General features: G+C 55.8%; 19 protein-coding genes. 4 read left to right on the top strand and 15 right to left on the bottom strand.

Features of this window, described 5'->3' with window-relative positions; all coding sequences use genetic code 11:
- The first annotated feature begins 254 nt into the window (after positions 1-254).
- Positions 255-1199 (top strand): bifunctional helix-turn-helix transcriptional regulator/GNAT family N-acetyltransferase, encoded by a 945-nt coding sequence (locus tag KK078_RS00475; protein ID WP_254088260.1) that lies wholly within the window; start codon positions 255-257, stop codon positions 1197-1199.
- Positions 1200-1304: 105 nt separating this feature from the next.
- Here KK078_RS00475 and KK078_RS00470 read toward each other — a convergent pair whose 3' ends face one another.
- The 7 genes from KK078_RS00470 to KK078_RS00440 all read right to left on the bottom strand — a co-directional run bounded on the left by KK078_RS00470 (position 1305) and on the right by KK078_RS00440 (position 7210).
- Positions 1305-1790 carry a DinB family protein gene (locus KK078_RS00470; RefSeq protein ID WP_254088259.1) on the bottom strand — a complete coding sequence of 162 codons (486 nt, stop codon included), beginning with the start codon at positions 1788-1790 and terminating at the stop codon, positions 1305-1307.
- A gap of 64 nt (positions 1791-1854) precedes the next feature.
- Positions 1855-3759, bottom strand: coding sequence for a PAS domain-containing sensor histidine kinase (locus KK078_RS00465; RefSeq protein ID WP_254088258.1), 1905 nt, complete (start codon positions 3757-3759; stop codon positions 1855-1857).
- A 57-nt stretch (positions 3760-3816) separates the two neighbouring features.
- Entirely contained in the window at positions 3817-4245 is a 429-nt protein-coding gene (locus KK078_RS00460; protein ID WP_254088257.1) for a response regulator, read from the bottom strand.
- Between the two features lie 90 nt (positions 4246-4335).
- Positions 4336-5367, bottom strand: a complete 1032-nt coding sequence (locus tag KK078_RS00455; protein ID WP_254088256.1) for a TIGR03885 family FMN-dependent LLM class oxidoreductase — start codon at positions 5365-5367, stop codon at positions 4336-4338.
- Between the two features lie 6 nt (positions 5368-5373).
- On the bottom strand, positions 5374-6141 hold the full coding sequence (locus KK078_RS00450) for a hypothetical protein (RefSeq protein ID WP_254088255.1): 768 nt from the start codon (positions 6139-6141) through the stop codon (positions 5374-5376).
- Between the two features lie 65 nt (positions 6142-6206).
- Positions 6207-6869, bottom strand: a complete 663-nt coding sequence (locus KK078_RS00445) for a DUF6766 family protein (protein ID WP_254088254.1) — start codon at positions 6867-6869, stop codon at positions 6207-6209.
- A gap of 83 nt (positions 6870-6952) precedes the next feature.
- Entirely contained in the window at positions 6953-7210 is a 258-nt protein-coding gene (locus KK078_RS00440; RefSeq protein WP_254088253.1) for a hypothetical protein, read from the bottom strand.
- A 223-nt stretch (positions 7211-7433) separates the two neighbouring features.
- Here KK078_RS00440 and KK078_RS00435 point away from each other — a divergent pair, with 223 nt between their 5' ends.
- Complete coding sequence (locus tag KK078_RS00435; protein ID WP_254088252.1) at positions 7434-7970, top strand: YciE/YciF ferroxidase family protein; 537 nt, start codon at positions 7434-7436, stop codon at positions 7968-7970.
- A gap of 287 nt (positions 7971-8257) precedes the next feature.
- On the opposite strand, the gene KK078_RS00430 is transcribed toward KK078_RS00435, so the two are convergent.
- From KK078_RS00430 to KK078_RS00420, 3 genes are all read right to left on the bottom strand, one after another.
- The gene (locus KK078_RS00430; RefSeq protein WP_254088251.1) at positions 8258-9490 is read right to left on the bottom strand and encodes an ATP-binding response regulator; all 1233 of its coding nucleotides are present in this window, start codon (positions 9488-9490) and stop codon (positions 8258-8260) included.
- A gap of 24 nt (positions 9491-9514) precedes the next feature.
- Complete coding sequence (locus tag KK078_RS00425) at positions 9515-10372, bottom strand: nitrogen regulation protein NR(II) (protein ID WP_254088250.1); 858 nt, start codon at positions 10370-10372, stop codon at positions 9515-9517.
- A gap of 133 nt (positions 10373-10505) precedes the next feature.
- Positions 10506-10874, bottom strand: a complete 369-nt coding sequence (locus tag KK078_RS00420; protein ID WP_254088249.1) for a DUF421 domain-containing protein — start codon at positions 10872-10874, stop codon at positions 10506-10508.
- A gap of 556 nt (positions 10875-11430) precedes the next feature.
- Here KK078_RS00420 and KK078_RS00415 point away from each other — a divergent pair.
- Positions 11431-12318 (top strand): DNA-processing protein DprA, encoded by an 888-nt coding sequence (locus KK078_RS00415; RefSeq protein WP_254088248.1) that lies wholly within the window; start codon positions 11431-11433, stop codon positions 12316-12318.
- 45 nt (positions 12319-12363) lie between these two features.
- Here KK078_RS00415 and KK078_RS00410 read toward each other — a convergent pair whose 3' ends face one another.
- From KK078_RS00410 to KK078_RS00400, 3 genes are all read right to left on the bottom strand, one after another.
- Positions 12364-13953: a PepSY-associated TM helix domain-containing protein gene (locus KK078_RS00410; protein ID WP_254088247.1), complete on the bottom strand. Its 1590-nt coding sequence runs from the start codon at positions 13951-13953 to the stop codon at positions 12364-12366.
- Complete coding sequence (locus KK078_RS00405; RefSeq protein WP_254088246.1) at positions 13943-16315, bottom strand: TonB-dependent receptor; 2373 nt, start codon at positions 16313-16315, stop codon at positions 13943-13945. The genes KK078_RS00410 and KK078_RS00405 overlap by 11 nt, the downstream gene beginning before the upstream one ends.
- Positions 16316-16402: 87 nt before the next feature.
- Positions 16403-16747, bottom strand: coding sequence for a hypothetical protein (locus KK078_RS00400; RefSeq protein WP_254088245.1), 345 nt, complete (start codon positions 16745-16747; stop codon positions 16403-16405).
- A 670-nt stretch (positions 16748-17417) separates the two neighbouring features.
- On the opposite strand from KK078_RS00400, the gene KK078_RS00395 reads away from it, so the two are divergent.
- Positions 17418-17996, top strand: a complete 579-nt coding sequence (locus KK078_RS00395) for a hypothetical protein (RefSeq protein ID WP_254088244.1) — start codon at positions 17418-17420, stop codon at positions 17994-17996.
- 94 nt (positions 17997-18090) lie between these two features.
- Here KK078_RS00395 and KK078_RS00390 read toward each other — a convergent pair whose 3' ends face one another.
- Positions 18091-19080 (bottom strand): aldo/keto reductase, encoded by a 990-nt coding sequence (locus KK078_RS00390; RefSeq protein WP_254088243.1) that lies wholly within the window; start codon positions 19078-19080, stop codon positions 18091-18093.
- Between the two features lie 382 nt (positions 19081-19462).
- Entirely contained in the window at positions 19463-19939 is a 477-nt protein-coding gene (locus tag KK078_RS00385; RefSeq protein ID WP_254088242.1) for a DUF4405 domain-containing protein, read from the bottom strand.
- Between the last annotated feature and the right edge of the window lie 14 nt (positions 19940-19953).

The following is a 19953-nucleotide window of genomic DNA, read 5'->3' as shown; positions in this document are numbered from 1 at the left end:
CCGGATCCAGCAGGATCCAAAGCCGATGCGGCAAAGGTATTATAATTTTCCATTCACACACTATAAGTCTATAGAATAGATAGATAATTTAATTATTAGAGGCTAAATCGTGGGCTAAAGGGTTATTTTCCAGCATTTGAAAAAACGTGACCACAACTTTTGAGGCTTAGACAAACATCCTTTTACTAAATACCGCCAACCTTCTGGCATTATATGTAGTTAATTACGTAATTGGTTACATAATTTATCCAACCATGGAATTCTATAATAAAACCGGCAAAATGGCCCTTGGCAGCCGCCTCCGCCGGCTCAGTGAAATGATCACCGAAGAGGCCGGCGACGTCTACCGCCTGTACGACGTCAACCTGCAGCCGAAGTGGTTTCCCGTGTTCTATGCTTTGTCGGAAGGCGGTCCCCGCACGATCACCGAGATCGCGCAGGAGATCGGCCACTCCCACCCTTCTGTCAGTAAGATTGTCCAGGAAATGGCGCAGCAGGGATTGGTCAAGGAGAAAAAAGGAAAAGACGACGGCCGCAAAAATTTCGTTACCCTGTCCCCACAAGGCCAGCAGGTGCAGGAAAAGATCCAGGCACAATACAATGATGTGAACGCGGCCGTTGAAAAGGCGCTGGAGGAAACCCAGCATAACTTATGGAAGGCGCTGGAAGAATGGGAGTTCCTGTTGGCGGAAAAGAGCCTGCTGCGTCGTGTGCAAGAGGCCCGGCGCACCCGCGAAGGCAACCGCGTCACCATCGTTGACTATACACCGGCCCATCAACAGGCGTTTCGCCTGCTCAACGAGCAGTGGATCACCACGTACTTTAAAATGGAAGAGACAGACTATAAATCACTCGACCACCCACAAGAATATATACTGGATAAAGGCGGCCACATCCTGATCGCCCTCTACGACGATACAGCGGTCGGTGCCTGCGCGCTCATCCCGATGGATGCCACTACCTTTGAGCTTGCCAAGATGGCGGTAGCGCCCGAGATGCAAGGACGCCACATTGGGTGGACGCTTGGCCAGGCGGCATTCGAAAAAGCCCGTGCGCTCGGTGCCACTAAATTATACCTCGAAAGTAATACGATACTCAAGCCTGCCATTCACCTATACCATAAACTGGGATTTAAGAAAGTTACCGGCCTGCCCTCTCCCTACGAGCGGTGTAATATACAGATGGAAGCGATATTATAGCCGTTTCTCAAAAAAACACTTGTGATTGATGGGCTCTATTAAATAAAAAATCGCAGACGGAAGTAAACCTCCGATCCGCGATCTTCATCATTATGCTATCTCTTCCTACAGCAGTATAATCTGCCCGAAGTGATATGCCTGGTGCGATGTCCGGCTCAACAATACATTCAGTTTATTCCGGGTCGGCTCTTTGGCAAAGTCCTCGGCCGATACCGAGCTGTGCTTGCCCAGCCACTCTTCCGGAGTGAGGTTACGCAGCGCGGGTGTAAGCTTTGCATTTACGTCGTACCAGTACTTGCGCAGCTCGGCGGTTGCGGGGATCGGCACGGTGCGGTCGGGTGTGCGGATGAAGAGGTCTTGTAATTGCGGATACATTCTTTCGCCGAGGCCCAGCAGGGTAAAGAGGTTGTCGTTAACGGCTACCAGGTGCCCGAGCACATATACCCCCCGGTTGCGGCCCGGGGCGATCTCGGATTCCAGTTGTTGGTCGGTGAGCTTTTCGAGGTGTTTGTCGAAGCGTTCGATCTGTGTTTCCCAGGCACTCAGGGCCAGGTTGATGATAAAGCGTGTGTCTGTAGCGGTGGTTTCCATAAAATGACTTTCAGGATGAACCCGTCTTACATCCCAAAAGTTCAGGCGTGGCGAAATTCTTCCGTCAGGCCGGTATATATACCTGGAACACAGCACCCTGTCCCGACATGCCGTGAGCCTCGATAAAGCCTTCGTGGTTCTCGGCGATGCGGCGGCAGATCGCCAGCCCTACTCCGGTACCTTCGTAGCGGTCGCGGCGGTGCAAACGCTGGAAGATGCCGAAGATCTTTTTACTGAACTCGGGCTCAAAGCCAATACCATTGTCAACTACCGTGATGCAGTGGTATCGCCGGCCGGCATCGGCTTCCGCAAACGGCATCAACGTGCCGGGTACCAGTGTGGCCTGCACCTGGATGCGCGAGGGTTCGTCCTCCTTCGCGAATTTCAACGCATTGCCGATCAGGTTAAACAAGAGCTGGTGGATCTGGAACGGTATGCCGTTGATCGTCGGCAAGTCATTGAACGTAACGGTAGCGTTCTTCTCTTCCACCCGCTCGCTAAGCTCCTCGACAACCTGTGTGACGGCGGTTTGCAGGTTGATGGACTCCAGGGTGCGGTCCGCGCTGGTGGTGCGGGAGTAGGTCAGCAGATCTTCGATCAGATTCTGCATGCGTGCGGCGGCCCGTTGAATGCGGTCAAAATGATCGCGTCCCTTTTCCGACAGGCGGTCATAGTCGAGCTCGAGGATGCGCGAGGAGAATGCGCGGATCTTGCGCAGGGGCTCCTGCAGGTCGTGGCTGGACACATATGCGAACGACGACAACTCCTGGTTCATCTTCTCCAGCTCTTCGTTCTTACGCTGAATGGCATCCTGCGCTTTCTTGCGTTCGCTGAGGTCGCGCGTAACTTTTGAGAACCCGATCACGCGGCCGTCGTCGTCGTGCAGGGCGGTGATCAAAATACTCCCCCAGAACATGGTGCCGTCCTTGCGCACCCGGTACCCCTCGTGCACCGCCTTGCCTTCCAGCAGCGCTTTCTGCAGCAAATGGTCGGGCAACCGGCTCTCCTGGTCCTCCCGGGTATAGAATATCTTGAAGCTCCTGCCAATCGCCTCTTCGGCCGTATAACCTTTGATCTTCTCGGCGCCTTTGTTCCAGTTTTCGACTATACCTTCCGGGCTCAGCAACAGGATCGCATAATCCTCTACTTCGTCGATCATCCGGTGATACCGTTCTTCACTGGCCTGCAGCTCCTGGTTTCGAAGCCGAAGCTCGCGCGTGCGTTCGGCCACCAGTCGTTCCAGTCCGCGGTGCAGGGCCACTTTCTCGTTGAGCGGCCGTCGTCCGGTAATATCCTGCGTGAAGCACCGGGTATGAACAAAATTTCCGTTCTCCCACAACACGCTGGAGCTGATGAGCACATCGCGGACGGAGCCGTCCTTGTGTATCATCGACACCTCGTGCTGCCGCAGCAGGTCGTTGGCGGCCAGGCGGCGCAAGATCTCCGCCGCCTCGTCGGGATTTCCGTGGAACTCGGCGATATGATGCCCTATATATTCGTCGGCGCGGTAGCCGAGCATGTCCAGCTCGGCCTGGTTCGCCCATAGTATAATGCCCTCGGCGTTCACCCAGTGAAGGCCGATCGGCGCAGTATCCACATAATCCTGTAAGTAACGCTCGCGCTGGCGGCGACCCGACACATCCTGAATGATGATGGTATACCCGCGCACCTCCTGATGCTCGTGCACGTCTGCCGTAACCGAGATCTCCACGGGACAATACTTTCCACCCCGCAGCAAGCGATATGGAAACGACTGCCCCATACGGCCAATAGCGACCAGATTAAAACGAATGCGATCGAAGAACTGCTCTCCGAAAATTGCCGACAACGGCTGTCCCGGCGCAGCAGTATATTCCGTGCCGATCCATTCCTGAAAGGCACCATTTGAAAACTGGTAGCGAAATTCCCGGTCTACGTACAACACGGGAAACGGGATGAGATTGAGAGAATCCGTTTGCAGCTCGATCATAGCGAAAGAGTAAAAATACGCTTTCAGTGCAAAACGACCGTCAATTACCCTGAGGATTTATTTCCCCACCAGGAAATCGCCCTGCGAAACGACAGCATGCAGGTTTAATTGCAATACGCCCTCCAGGAGCGACGTCAGTTTGTTAAAATTGTAGGGCTTCTTCATAAACAATCTTGCGCCCAGCTCAAATGCCTGCCGGACAGCCTCTGGTTGTGCCGATGTGGACCATATGACGATCGGTAAGTCCTTAAACCGTTCATCACCTTTGATTTCCGCCAGGCACGTCAGGCCATCTTTTACGGGCATGTTCACGTCGAGGAACAGCACATCGGGCACGTGCGAAACATGTTGCAGTTTGTCCATCAGCTCGACACCATTTCCTACACAAACCACCGAGGGCCCTGCCCCCAGTTCCGCGATCGCATCACCGAACAGCATACAGTCGTCTGCATCATCATCCGCAAGCCAGATCGTATGTATAGGCATAACTTTCACATTCCGTAAACGCAATATATACCATCCACTCAAAATCACGCAAGTCGGAGATCGGGTGGCGGAATGCGGCAATATAAGGATTTATTTCACCGGGTCGTTGTCGGCCCCTGTGTCACGGCTGCCCGCTGAAGGCCGGTCGACGCCTGCATAGTCTGTTGCTGTACGCCGGCTCCGGAAAAAAGCCTTGCCAAAATCTTCGATAAAGTCTTCCTGCCGGCGATTGACGTTGTGCAACATGATATGGTCGCAGCCGGCTTCCTGGAATGCCTGGATCTTTGTTTTGAAGAAAAGTGGGTCATCGGAAATCGGCAGGCGTTGGTTCACTTCCTCGCGTGTAACGTCCTCTCCGGCGGCGTCGAAATCTGAAACATGTTGCAGCGAGGCGAGCAGATGCTGCGGCAGGATGTTGTTTCGCCATTGCTCGTATGCACCTTCCTGTGCCACTGTCAGATCGCGCGCATACGACAGTTGAAATTTAAAGTATATGGGTTTGCCCGCACCTCCGTTTTCACGGAAGGCCTGGATGAGCTTGCCGGCGGAGGCGGGGTCATTGGCCGTGATGAGCAAACCGTCGGCCCATGTTCCATGCAGGGCGGCGGTCTCTGCCGACAGCGCAGCGCCCAGCAACGCCGGTGGAGTCTTCGGCAGCGTATACAGCCGCGCCCGGTGCGTTGTAAAATGCCCGTCGTGGGAAACTTCTTCGCCGGTGAACAGGCGTCGTATGATCTGCGCTGCCTCGTGCAAACGCTCATTGCGGATCTTCTTTTCCGGCCAGGTACTGCCGGTGATCACTTCGTTCAGCGCCTCGCCACTGCCCAGCGTCACCCACAGGCGCCGCGGAAACATCTGCTGTAACGTGGCGCATGCCTGGGCGATGATCGCAGGATGATACCGTGGCCCCGGCGCGCAGATCATGCCGAACGGGATATGCGTGGCTTGCATGGCCGCACCGAGCCAGGCAAATGAGAACCCGCTTTGCCCCTGGCGTTCACTCCACGGATGAAAATGGTCGGAAGAATGGATCGCCTCAAACCCGGCCCGTTCCGCGAGCTTGGCCAGGCGCAGCAGCTCGCGCGGTGAAAATTGTTCGTGGGATGCCTGATAACCGATCATCTCGTTTTACATTAAGTTCTTCGTCATCATACGACAGTATTGGATTGCCTCGGGCACTTCGATGTCCAGGTAATCGCGGACAGCCAGTGCGTGGCTTTTCCACAGGTATCGAAATTCGGACTGGTGCTCCAGTTGCTTCTCTTTGAGAAAAAAGACTTTGACGACATCCTGCACCGAGCGGCCCTGGTAGTTATTCGGCGTCGTCAGATAAGATAGCACTTCTTTGTTCGCTTCGTCTTCCAGCAGGCGCGGGTCGTGGGTGTCCAGCGTCTTGTCGCGTTGCTCCACGTAGTCGCATTTACCGGCCAGAATATGCTGGAGCGGATAACGCTCGTGAATGCGCGCGGCGATGGCCTGCCCGAACGGAATCGGCTTGTGTATTTCGAAGACACCGTATCGCTTGTCGCCGCCCGCCGCCACCTCAAATGTCTGCCGCAATGTTTCCGAATACGTCAGCGACGTGCTCAGGTTCAGAAAGCCGCTGGAGAAATCTTTTTCATTTGCTTCGGATGAGTTCGTGACGATCACCGCTTTTCCTTCCTGCCGGTCTTCTACCTCCACATTCATCTGGTGATCGGGCTTCCGCTCGGCGCGGTAGATCCGCAGGCTGTTGAGCCGTAGCCGCCCGGTATCAAAAAACAATTCCATAAATTCCTTTGTGGTATACCGGTACAAGCTCAATGTCCTGAGCTTAGACTCCGCCATGCAGTAATATACCGGGCGCGGCATATTGTTCGTATGCAGTACCCCGCCGTTGCGGCTGCTTGTTTTCATGGGCTCCTCCGACTTTCTACTGTCATGCTTCACTGCTGCAAAAGATTATACTCCATACCGGCATCTCACCCGCCGGTCTCGCTGTCGGGCGCGTCCACCGGCTTCGACTCCGGCGACCGGTATTGACGCAAAAAGATCGACAACACCACGATCGAGATCACGGCCACGAACTCACTCTGCCAGTTTTGAAACGACTCGAACCAGAACCGGCTCTGGCGCATATAGTCTGAAAGGCTCACCACCGGCTTGCCCTTCAATACCTGCTCTTCGTTAAAGTTGCTCAGGCTGCCGTTTGCGTGCAGTGCAAAGCTTACCAGGAAAAGAAACGCAAACGCCAGCGACAACGAGTGCTTGTACAGGGCCAGCGTGAAGCCACCCTTTCGCACCGGCCAGGGTGCATCCTTGCGCGTGGGGTCGGGCTTCCGGTCCACCTCCTCTTCTTCGTCCAGCGGTTTTGATTCACTCGATCCCTGCTGGCGCAGGAAAATGGTTAGGACCACATACATGGCCATTTGAAGGAACTCACTTTCCCAGTTCTCAAAGGTTGCCTGAAAAAAGTGTCCGGTCGTCAGGTATTCCGATAGGGCAACGGGCGCGGCGCCATACTCCTTCAGCTCTTCGTTGTGCTCGCGCAACCCGGTAAAGATCTGACCGGTAATGGATACCAGGAAGAGCACTATGAGCACGATGGATAAACTATTGCGGTAAAAGAAAGAATGCTTTTTCATGGCAGAACATAATATTCCGGTGTGACCAAAACCATGCCGTGCGGCATTAGTGGCCGTACGTGCTTTCCTGTTGTACCACCGGCTTACAGCCCCGATGCCGCATCATGCCGATGCCGAGCACCAGCCCTGCCGTAACGATCGGTCGGGGTTGAGGATCGCCCGGTATTTCCCGAAGCGACGCCGGTACGCATACCGAGCACTACGCCCGCCAGTAACGCGACAATGGCAACGAGCGTCAACAGGTATTGATAAAATGCGTCGTTCCAGATCCCGGCTTGTAACGTCTGGTTGCACGTCACGCAACAAAGGGTCTCACCGTCGGTATAGAGCGATGTATCCATGTATATAGTTTTGTTGGCAATTTTCACGTACGGGATTTTCCGGATCTATAACCCTCCTGGGCTTCTGGATGATCACGCATCGTTATACCACTAAAACATAATGCCCGTGTTGCCCTTGCTCCCCATCCTGTAGATATACATCCGCCGCCCGGTCTGGATGACCGGTGTTGTCGCGCGGGACCTGTATTTGCATACTGTCGTAAAAACCAACATTCATACCGATATGAAAAAGTCTGAAAAAACAGCGATCTCCGAGGAGATGGCCTCTAAGCTGGGCAAACTCTTCGAACAGGAAATACGTGACATCTATTGGGTGGAGAAAGCACTGCTGAAGGCGCTGCCCAAAATGGCCAAGAAGGCGACGTCGCCGGACCTGGTAACAGCCCTGCAAGACCACCTAACGGAGACGGAAGAGCAGGTATCACGCGTTGAGCGGATCTTCGGGATGCTCAACAAAGAGCCGCGGGCAAAAAAATGCGAAGCCATGGAAGGCTTGCTCAAAGAAGCGGAGGAAGTGACCGGCGAAGCCGAAGAGGGTGCCATGCGCGATGCCGCCATTATCGCGTCCGTGCAGAAGGTCGAGCACTATGAGATCTCGTCGTATGGCACCCTGCGTACCTTCGCGCAAACACTGCAGCTGGACGAAGCGGTCACGATTCTCGAAACGACGCTCGAAGAAGAGAAAAAAGCAGATACGCTCTTAACCGAAGTGGCTGTTTCAAATGTCAATAACGAAGCGGCCTGGGAGCCTGCGGAATAACAGGTCGTTTGTTTTGATTACGTTGTATAGAGGTTGAACAGCCCATCGCATGATGGGCTGTTTTGATTTAACGACGTATGGCCGTTCCTGCTCGACCGCCAGCTTCCTGGCATAGATGGGCTCGACCTTGCCACCACCTGAAAAAAACAGCAGGCGACGAAAAATATACCGATCATCATCTCGGCGTCACCCAACATCACTGCGCTGGCGCAGTCGGCCGGGGCGGACGATGTGATCGAAAAACCGTTCCTCCTCCAGGAGCTGCGGCAAATGATCGCCAACCATATCTAGACCACGGTCGCTTCGCTGTGGACGTCGGCGGCCCGGCGCCGCAAGCGGGCCTCTATAAAAGCACGCAGCGTACGCGAGGAAAAAGGTTTCTCGACAAAGTCTACGGCACCGCGGTTCAGCGCTTCGATCGCGGCTTCCTCGCCGATGTACGCCGACAGTAAAATGACCGGGATGCCGGCGTAGGCAGGATCGTTGCGCAGCGCGCTTACCAGGCCGTACCCATCCACCTCCGGCATCATCACATCCGACACGATCAACGCCGGGCGCGTGCCTTTGCCGAGCAGGTCGAGCGCCATCCGGCCATGGTTGGCGGACACCAAGCGGTACGCCGGCGAAAGCATGTTGACCAAGTAGGCGCGCATGTCGATGTTATCGTCTACGACCAGGATCAACGGCCTGGTATCCTCGCCACCTTTCTTCGACGCCGGGCTTTCAGGCGGAGCTTGGGGAAGCCAGCCGGCGGCGTCTTCCACGAAGTACGTTGCCGTATCGGCGTCGCCCAGCCGCGCCGCGGTCTCAAAGATTTGCCGTGCGGGCAAGTGCGCCTTGCCTTTGCGCAGGGTCACGGTAAATGTCGTTCCTACGCCTTCTTCGCTTTTTACCTTGATGGTGCCGCCGTGCAACTCGATGAGCTCGCGCACCAACGCCAGCCCGATGCCGGTGCCTTCGTAGGTCCGGGCCCTGGCATTCTCCTGCCGGTAGAACCGCTCGAAGATCCGCGCCTGGTTCTTGCGGGGAATGCCGATGCCGGTGTCGCGCACAATGAGCTGAACGCCGAACTTCTTATCGCGCATCTTTACCTCCACCTTGCCCTGGTGGGTGAACTTGAAGGCGTTCGATAAGAGGTTGAGCACGATCTTCTCCCACATGTCGCGGTTGACATAGATCTGCTCCGACGGGACATCGCTTTTCACGACCAGCTTCAATCCCGCGTGCTCGAACAACGGCCGGAAGTTGGCCGCAATCTCGGCGGTGAGCTCACCCAGCCGCGTGGGTTGAAAAAGAGCATCGATCCGCCCGGCCTCTACGCGTGAGAAGTCGAGCAGGCTGTTGACCAGTTTCAGCAGCCGGAACACATTGCGCCCGGCAATGCTCAATGTACGCCGATGGTCGGCCGAAAGCCCGCTTTCGGGGCGCAGCACATCCTGCAACGGCCCCTGGATGAGGGTAAGCGGCGTACGGAACTCGTGGCTCACATTGCTGAAGAACTGTGTCTTGGCCCGGTCCATTTGCTGCAGCTTATCGTTCAGCGCCTACAATTGCCGTTCGGACTCCTGCCGCGCGGTAACATCGCTGAGCAGCACCGCCACGGTATGCGTGGATGCTTCGCCGGTCGGAAAAGCATATACTTCGTAATACTTCGTTTCCTGCTGGTCGCCCGGCATGATCAGCCGCACCGGCGCTTGCATGGCCACCACCTGCTGATACGCGTTGAGCCACGCTTTTGCGTGAGCGATGTCGAGCGACGTCAGCGTCTTACCGGCGGCGTCGGCCAGGCCGGTCACCTTTTCAAAGGCAGGGTTCACCTGTAAGTAGGTAAAATCCACCGCGTCGCCCTGCGGGTCGTACTGCATCTGCACCAGCGCAAACCCCTGGTCGATGGACCGGAACAGCTCCTGGTATTGTGCCTGCGCGCGCTGCGCCACCAGCTCGTTCATGCGCAGGATCTGCTCCTGTTTCTTTTTCTCGAGCGTGATATCTTCCGCGCTCACGATCACATAGTCCTGCCGGTCCGTGCCCATTCTCTGCGCCCGTGCGGACTGGGGCCCCCGTGCCTCGTCGGCATCTCCGAAGGAACCTTCGAGCTGCAACCGCATTACCTTTCCATCCTGCGCGATGATGCGGACGGACGATGCGTGTGAACCTGTTCCCCGCCTGATGATCGCGCGGAACGTGTCGATGTCATCCGGATAGATGAGGTAGTTCGCGTCCTGGAAATGCACGATGTAGTCAAAGTTCACCGGCAGGCCGATCGGCGATGGGCACGCTGCCATCGTCTCGTCGTCCACCTGCCAGGTACCGTCAAAGTCGCGGAAGGCAGCATGGACGAGGCATCGCAATACGTCGTGATCCGTTTGGGTCATATCTCCCGACGAATAGGGGCTTTCCATGTTTTTAGGGATTACGTATACAATGCGCGCAAGATCATTCCAGCGCAACAACTAAAATCAAGCGTTGAATGGTCAATAAACCAGGCAGGTATTGCAAGTTACAATAAAGCTATAAAGTACCAAGCTTTATCCGCTACCTGTCACTGCTTTCTCCCAGCGTTCGTTCTGGCAGTTGGTACAGGTGGGGCCACCGCGCGTGCATCCACATTGCCAGTATACCTCCACATCCGCTGCTATATCCTGCTCCCGATAAAGTCTGTATCCCGGGGATCAGCTTGAGCCCCGGGCGGGGCGGTTCGTTCCGTACGAAGGTAAAAAAGCCGCCCGCTTCGAAATATACCCTCTTGACCTGTCCCAGGTGGGTGAACCCTTTTGAGCGCAGGTGTGCAAACAGCCGCTCGCGGATAATGCCGACGCGTGCGAGCGCCGGCAGCTGCAGCACCGAGTCGACCGCCAGCGTAGTGATCTTGTCCTGCGATATACTTTCAAACCAGCACACCACGGTCGGGTGCCAGGATCGGCACTCACGGCCGCCGCCAGGGTGCTTATAGCGAGCATCTCGTTCTTGTTTAACCGAGCCGCATACGGGGTAAACATCCGCAGCGCGTGTATACCCGCAATTGCCGCATACCCCCCTGGCCAGGGTCGCTGGCGGGCAGCACGTCGAGGAGCCGCGCGTCGTCGGTCGGGTAAACCGACAACCCGGGACGGGGGTGGCGACGCTTTCTTCCCGCTTCCGTGCCTGTGGATATATCGCCCCGCGGGCGTTACCCCGACCCGCGTCTGGCGGCAGAAGTGTCACACTGTCCGCAAACGTCTACAGTAATCGCCCCTGTATAGCGGCACACCGGGCTACCATGAATGTGGCTGCGGACGCCCGGTGATAAACACCGGCAGCGATCCACAGCCACGGCTTGCTTCGCTTACTTTATTTTACTTGCCTGACGGCCTCCAGCGTCCGCGTGTATTTCCGTCGTACCACGAACTACACTATTTCGCTCCGCGCTCCACACGGCATCGGGCATTGTTTTTAGCGTTTGTTCTCCAACCATACAGCTATGCAACTTTCGCTTGGATCATCGACCGATCGCATACCCCCGGAACGCGACCTGATGCGCGAGATGGCTGCGTACGAAGCGCTCTGGAATACCCCGGATGCCTCCATGCGCAAGCTTGCCGCGCTCTTTGCCCGCCATCCCGGGCAACCGCCCTCGGCGCTCGTGGCCGAGCACGACATCGCGCAGAGTCGTCAGCAGCTGCAGGCCCTGCTGGAAGGCACCGTGCCGCCGGGCATCCTGTTGCACGGCACGCCGGAGTATCCCGCGCGCCTACGCGACGCCGAGCATCCGGTCGAGCTGCTATATTATCGCGGCGACCTCTCCCTGCTCCAAACGCGGCTGGTAACGGTGGTCGGCACACGTCACCCGACCGCCGAAGGGCTTGCGCGCACCACGCGTCTTGTCGGGCTCCTGGTAGGCGACGGCGTCACGATCGTTTCGGGTCTGGCAGTCGGTATCGACGCCGTTGCTCACCGCGCGGCGCTGGTAAACAACGGCCGCACCGTGGGCGTGATCGGCACGCCGCTGAACCACACGTACCCACCGGCGCACGCCGATCTGCAGGAGACCATTGCCCGTCGGCATTTGCTCATCAGCCCCGTGCCCTACAGGCGCTACGCGCGGCAGGGCTACCAGCAGAACAGCAAATTCTTTCCCGAACGCAACAGGGTCAGCGCGGCGTTGAGCGAAGCCACGATCATCGTCGAAGCAGGCGATACCTCCGGCACGCTGGGCCTGGCCCACGCCGCATTATACCAAAAGAGAAAAGTATTTATACTGGACAGCAGCCTGTCAGACGCGGGTTTGCGCTGGCCCCGGCGGCTGGAAGCGCGGGGCGGCATACGGGTAACGACATACGACGACATCCGGCGCGCGTTGCAGCTATAGCTATAGCACTGCTTCGCCGGATGTCCTTGTACCGCGAAAGGCCGCTTACGATCTTTTGAGAAATACCAGTAGTCCCAGCACCGACACGGTCAACAATCCAAAGGCCGACAGCATCATGACAACGTCCCGCACGTTTTTACCGGCCCAGTCCAGGAGCAGGTATTTGTGAAAGATCGCAAAGGAATAGCCTTCCACGCGGTCGGCGGTGTTGATGCTGGCCGCCAGCCGCGACGTTGCCGTTTCTATGTACAGTGCATGCTCGTCGGGCGTGTCGTACTGCAGGCGCACTACCGGCAGGCGCTTAAAGACAAAGCCATACTCGCGGCTTTCAAATCTCGGAACGAGCTCTGCTTTTAGCAAGGTGGCGTTCTGATCGACGCCACCACCCGGCACGTCGCCCATCTCGTCGCAACAGGCGGCCGTCATGCTGGTGGTATGGCTTAGCACCGCCAGGAATTTCTTGCCGAGGAATCTGGCATAGGCCAGGTCGCCATTCTCCCACACCCGCCCGTCGGCGGCGTCGATGTATACCGTTTGTGCAGGCTCGTCGTCGTTGGGTAAATAAAACGCCTGGAAGTAATCATGCTTGCTTTTTCGTACGATCGAAAGATTATACAGCCGCTCCCAGTCGAGGTCCAGGGCAAGTGACGCGGTCGTCAGCTCGCGTGTCAGGATGGCGGGCTCGTAGATCATTTCGGGCAGCACGTTGGGCTCGAGCTTGCGCGTGGCGTGAAAGGCGCCGCTCATGGTAAAGGCCAGCGCGACAACGGCGGTGGCGACACCGAGCTGCCGGTGATATTTCCGGAGGCCTTTCTTTTCGGTCGTACCGGTAAGCTTTTTAAACCGCCGCCAGAAAAGACCATAGATGACGATGCCCGTCACGGCCGATGCCAGGATGACACCCAGCAGCAGCACCATGATCGTTATGCGCAGCGTATTGTTTGTGATCGTCCCTACAAAGGACCAGTTGTGAAAATTGTCAAACACCCACAGGAACGCCTTGCGCGAGGTGGTGTTAAACGTACCTAACCGGCTGGACGCCGTTTCCACATATACATCCATGCCGTCGGGCCGGTCAAAGCTGACTTTCCACACCGGCAGGTAGCGGTTCACATATTTGTATTGCTGCGTGAATTCTTTTTGAAGTGTCACCGACGTGATGGTGCTGGTCTGATCGTCGAGGAAATACCGCGCCATAAACGCGGCATATTTCTGATCGCCGTCGGGTAACGCTTCGCCGGTGGCCGCGTTGTAATACCGCAGGTAGCCGTCGATGCCTTTAACCTGGTAAAACGTCTGCCTGTCAAAGGCTACCAGCCGAAAGTTCCTGAAGTCGGCTACGGTATTCTGATGCAGCACGTCTTGCAGGGACAACGCGATCTGCGTTTTATCGAGTGCCTTCGGCATCATGAATTCGCGCGCAATGGTGGGTTTAAACCAATGCGACAGAAACGGATGCATCAGCCCGGAGAGGCACCAGAAGATGACCGGCACGATCGTGATCAGGCCGATGATGCGGTGCCATTTGTAAAGATTCCGTCGCCGTGTGACGCTACGATTGGCGGGCTGCGCGGGTGCCCCGGTGGTGACCGGCGCGCCGGTCTGTTGAAAGGCTGCCGTCGGGTTATTTTCCATCGCTGTTATTTTTACCGGTAAAATTGTATTGAATGCCGAACATGAATGTGCGCGGCGCCGCCGGGGTATAGGTCGTGCGGTCGGTGGCGTTGTTGCCGCGGGTGGCGTTGGGCGAGTACAGCACATCGCCTACGTTGAGGACGTTGGTATATACTTCGACGCTCTTCCACTGGTAGCCGATGCGGTAGTTGACCACGTTGCAGGCATCGTACCGCACGGTGTTGATCTGGTTCTGGTAGTAACCGCCCACGTGCTGCCACTCCAGCGACGTACGCAGGTTTTTTACAAAGGCCGGGTAATAATAAAGCTCGGTGTTCCAGCTCCACCGCGGGGCCGTGGGCATATCGAACCCGCCCAGGTTCTGGTACTGATCGGTGGCGCGCGTGCTGATCTGGAAATCTTCAAACCGGTGCAGCGCATGTGTGCCGCCCAGGCGGAAGAAGAGCTGTTGCGAGGGCTTTACCGTCAGGCCCAGCTCGACGCCGCGGTGCAAGGTCTTGCCCGCGGATTGATAGTCGGTGGAGTTGTCGGGCTGGCGGATGTTCAGCAGCTCGTTGGTACCGTTCATCTGATAGAGCGCCGCGTCCAGGTATACTTTGTTTTCCCAGAATGCCGCCCAGCCGCCGACCTCGTAGTTTTGAAACTGCGCCGGTTTGAGGTTGTAATAAAATTCGGCGGGCTCTGTGTTAGGCTTGCGGCGGAAGATCGATGTCAGCGCCGGCGGTGAGAAGCCCTGCGAGTAGTTGGCGTAGAGTCCTTTGTCTCTGCCCAGGTCGTAGGTCAGGCCGATCTTGGGTGTGATCTTGCTATACGACTTGCTGCCGGCGGAGCTTTCCAGGTAGTTGTCGTAGGTGAACGACATGCGGTCATATCGCGCACCCGCCGAGAACCGGAGGTTCTTTACCGGCGAGAAATCATACTGCAGGTAGCCGGCGGCATTGCGGATCTTCGCCTCGTAGTCGGCCAGCCGGATGTCCGGTCGCTCCTGCAAGAGGGTATATTGCTCGACCGACTTGCCGTCGGCGCGCAGCTTCGCGTTCAGATCGATCTGATACGACCCGTAATCGTTCGGCGAATAGTCGTACATACCGCCGGCAATGAGGCGCGCGTCGAGAAATGAAAATTGCTGGCTGTGCTGCGCCAGGACGCCATAGCTCTTGAAGTTGTTGGAGTTGATCTCGCCGCGCGCTTTTGTCGGATCGTTCGTGGCGCTCGGGGTCGGGTTCCAGCGGATGCCATACGTGGGGTTTTGGCCGTGGTCGTTGTTGCGGTTAAAGAGTGTGACGAATGTCTTCGCGCCGGCATGCCAGTCGTGCTCGAGCGTCAGACGCGAGCGGTTGGCGTCGGACTTCCGGTAGGTAAAATCGGTCGTGCTTACATACTGGCGGCTGAAGAAGGCGACGCTGTCTACGCTGCCGGCGGTATTTGAAAAGTAGGTGCCGTAGATAAAGTTTCCTGTCAGGCGTGTGTTGGACGTGAAGTGATATTCCAGGCGGGCGTTCACGGTGGTTTTGTCGTAGTCCGAGTTGGCCATCCAGGAGTCGGTCTGCTCGCTGCGCATGGTGGCCACGTAGAAACCGAACTTACCGGTGCGCGCACCGGCACTTACCTGCAGACGGCGATAGCCGAAGTTGTCAAACTGAATGCCCACTTTGGCGGTGGGCACGGCCGTGGGGCGTTGCATGATAAAGTTGATCGCTCCGCCGATCGCTTCGGCGCCATAGATGGACGACGCGGGGCCTTTTATCACCTCTACCGAGCTGATGGCAAACTGGTTGATCTCCAGCAGGGCGTTGTGGTTGAATACGCCCAGCGGCCGGATGGGCACGCCGTCTTCCAGGTACAAAAAATAACCGTTGGTGGTCATTGGCTGGCGTATGGACATGGCGTGCTGCTCGTTGTTGTAGTTGACCATCAGCACGCCCGGCACCTTGTTGAGCGCCTCCACCAGCTGGGTGGGCTTGGTCTCGTCCAGCAGCCGGGGCGACAGTTTGGAAATGGCGATGGGTGTCTCCGTGCGCAGTGTAGCCTCGCGGTTGGCGGTGACGACCACGCTTTGCATCTCCTGTGCCTTGGGCAGCAGGGCGATGCGCAGCGGCTCGCGGCCGGCCTCCAACTCCTGTGTTTCGTAGCCCACCATCGACACCCGCACGCGCGGATGCTCGTCGGCGGTGGTCAATTCAAAAAGGCCGGACGCGTCGGTGACGGCCCCTACGTTGGTGTTTGACACCAGCTGAACGGTGGCTCCGATGCTGGGCTCTTTCGTCTCCGCATCGTAGATCGTTCCTCGAATAACATGCTGACCAAAGGTCGGTATAGTAATAAGGCAGAGCCCTAAAAGGGTATAAAATGTTTGGTTCATGAACCCGGTAATAGTTGAAATAATACATAAGACCCCTTCCGCGTACAGGCGCACGGGGAAGTCATGGCAAGCGGGTACGCTTGCGGCTTATGCTATACGGGCGGGTGGATGAAAAATGGCGCGCAGACAACCGGCCAGCGGGCTGCACCAATCGTGGGAAATGCCGGGGGTATTGCCGGCTTCTTTTGCAGCGAAGTCAGGCATCGCTACGGCGGTACAGAACAGGTTGATCTCAAACGCCATGGGCAGGGTGTGGCGGGCGGCCTCGTCGTTGTCCGAAACGTGGACCGCCAGGTCGTCGGTAAAATCGTAGTCGCTGCTACACATTGCAATGGGCACTTCGGCGATCAGGCCCAGGGCAAATGCGATCTCCTGGCGTTGCTGATACAGGTAAGAAAGGAAACCAACGCGACTGGCACAATGCAGCATCATGCAGGTCAGAATCAGTATTACCATTCCTTTCTTGAACATGCGCCAAAGATAGCGGCGGAAACGGGACCGTCCAAAACACCTGCAAAAAATCACTGAAAGTCACTCGATTTATATGAAAATCGGCTGGATGCTGACAAAAGTCAGTCCCGGCGTCGGCATGTGGCGCCGGGCTGCTTGCGCGAGGAATTGTTACGCCCTTACAGGGCTTTGATATCATCGGTTGTGTCTATAGAAGGCCTGCGCTGTCGCTTCAGCCTGGGCTATTGTGTTGCGCCCTTTCAGGGCAGCGTAGCGTCTGTGGTGTTTCCCGGGCTTCCGCCAGCGCTCTCGGGGCGGGGTGCTTGGGTATTGAGGTGTATATTCTTACATTTGTTTATATGTTGTGTGTTTATACCTTATTATTAATTGTGGATAATTTGTTTGTAAATTCTTTTACGCTTGCCGGTCGGCGTGTGTCTTTTATTCCAAAGTCTTACTGAAGTATAAAATGCGGTTTTTCAGGTCTGGGAGTGGACCGTGAGTGGAGGATGAGTGGAGAATGTATACTTTTGGTATATGTTTGCTATGGCTTTTCTATAGGTTAACCATAAGGTTGGGGGATGCTGTGATGGACCGATGTATGGATTATGCTGGAGGTTTTGCTATATTCGATTATACAACAACAAATGATATGGCTGTAGTCGTAGGAGATTCTCCGTTAAAGGATATTAGTGGAACGATTGATGAACTTGTATTTAAGAAATACAAGGATAAGACTGTTGTTACGCGGAGGCCTTCGCGAAGCCGTAAAAAGAATAGTCCGCTTCAACAGCTTAGTTGTAGCCGGTTTAAGGAGGCTTCGCGGTATGCCCGCTCGATCCTTCGCGATCCTGTGAAGCGGGAACATTACCGGAAGCTTGCGGTCAAGCTGAAGAAACATTGTGCGTATAATGTTATCATCTCCGAGTATATGCTGCGTGTCAGCATCGAGGCGAAGGACGTTAAAGCTTCTACGAGGGGCCGGGCTCGTATCGTACTGACTGCCACCAAGAAGGGTTTCAAGGTAAAGCAGGTGGATGTAAAATTGACTTCGTCTACCGGTGCGGTCCTGTCATCGGGGCAGGCGCGCCAGATCAATAGTACGGATTGGGTATATACTTCGAATATGCCATTTTCTCACCCTTGTATACTGACGGTTACGGCGATCGACGCTTTCGACCAGGCGTCGATCGAGAAAATCACGTTTCCTTTAGCGCCCTTGTCTCCTTGAAAGGCGCCAACGCTCAGGGCGGGTGTATAGGATTGCCCGAGGGGTTGTTGTAGCGCCTCGAACGTGGTCCGGAACTGTCGCGGTTACCCCGGCATTACCGGTTCAATGCCCCCAGGAATCTTTCGGGATAACGCGTGCCGGAAACAACGCCGGCCGGCATGATCGCTACTATGCTTGCCAGGTCGGCGCCGCTTAATTGTACCTGCGCGGCTGCGATATTTTCTTCCAGGTGTCCGATCCGTTTCGAGCCGGGTATGGTAATGACATCCTCGCCCTGGGCCAGCACCCAGGCGATGGCCAGCTGCGCCGGCGTGCAGCCCTTCTCCCCTGCCATGGCTTTGACTTTGTTCACCAGCTCGAGGTTCCTGTAAAAGTTTTCGCCCTGAAACCGGGGCATGTTCACGCGACTGTCTTTGATGTCCTCCGGCTTTTGAAATTCACCACTTAAGAAGCCGCGGCTCAGCGGCGCATAGGCCACCAGGCCGATGCCCAGCGCGCGGATCGTCGGAAGCACTTCGGCTTCGATGTCACGGCTCCACAACGAATATTCTATCTGCAGGGCCGTAACGGGATGTACCGCGGCAGCCTTTCGAATGGATTCCGCCGACGCTTCCGAAAGTCCGATATACCGGATGACGCCTTTCTGAACGAGGTCGGCCAGCGCGCCGATGGTCTCCTCGATCGGAATATCGGGGTCGACCCGCGCCGGTGTATACAAATCGATATAGTCGGTCCCGAGCCGGCGCAGGCTGTAGAAGACCGCATGCCGGAGATAATCGGGGTGTGTATGGACCGGGCCGGGCGCCATGCCGCCGTTCGGGCCGGCCGTGACGAGCTGGCCCGTCTTTACCGAGAGAAAAGCCTTGTCGCGTTTTCCCTGGATCGCCCGGCCGATCAGCAGTTCATTATGGCCTACGTTGTAATAGTCGGCCGTATCGATAAAATTGTGGCCAAGCTCGAGCGCACGCTCCAGCGTGGCCATGGCTTCCCGTTCGTCGGACGGTCCGTAGGCGCCCGACATGCCCATGCAGCCCAACCCCACGGCGGATACTTGCGGGCCGTTCTTTCCCAATGTTCTGTTCATAGCTTTTCTGTTTTGATGCGCAAAGCTTGACAGAATACCGTTGCCCATGCCGGACAAACCTTAGTTCCTGCTGGACAAATCCTGAGAGAAGGCTCCCGCTGTTCTTACTCTAATAATACTTCACAGTCAAAGCCTTTATTCGGCAAAATCCTGATTATTTGATCCGCTGAGATCCCGCGGGGACTATCAATACGCAAGATCTTGTCACAATCTTCCAGATCAAAACTCCATTTCGTATGCGGTATGTCTTCCAACTGTGTTTTTACCAACGCTATGTCGTTCGTTGTAACTACCGAGGTCTTAAATACATAGATCATTTACTCCATACTTTAGTGATCGCCGATCTCCGTCTTACAGTGGATGGTTTTCGTTGTGCATAAAATCATTCCGTGATCAAATCAATGACCTTCTCGGGGTCGGCGTTACTGTTCACCCAGATGTCTTCTATTGTCCTTGCATTTTCAATCGATATTCCATTTGCTTTTAATCTTTTTGCCGCTTCCGAATACTCGACTTCCAGTGCCTTGAATGCGTCATTCATGGGGGCTTTTATTATTCTATTTATAATAAGCATGTCTACCGGGGGATGCATGCTTTCTAAAATAACCAAGGCAACGGTCAGGGTTACGGCGCCTGCCAAAGCCGGAAGAAAAATCCCTCTTCTAAAATGAATTTTTAATGCGCTCCAATTGAGGATCACGTGAAAAATGGCACATATCACGAAAAACACCCCTAAACATTCGTGCACTACTTCTGTATAGCCGTCGAATAAATGAAAAAGCATCAGTAAACCTGACAGTCCTACGACGAGAAATACCAAGGATATAAACGGCGTAATATAATTTCTGCTCAGCTTCATACTTTATGGATCTA

It is taken from the genome of Dawidia soli, assembly GCF_018598185.1.
In the GTDB taxonomy this organism is placed as follows: Bacteria; Bacteroidota; Bacteroidia; order Cytophagales; family Cyclobacteriaceae; genus Ohtaekwangia; species Ohtaekwangia soli.
This window is presented reverse-complemented; position numbering and strand designations above follow the sequence as displayed.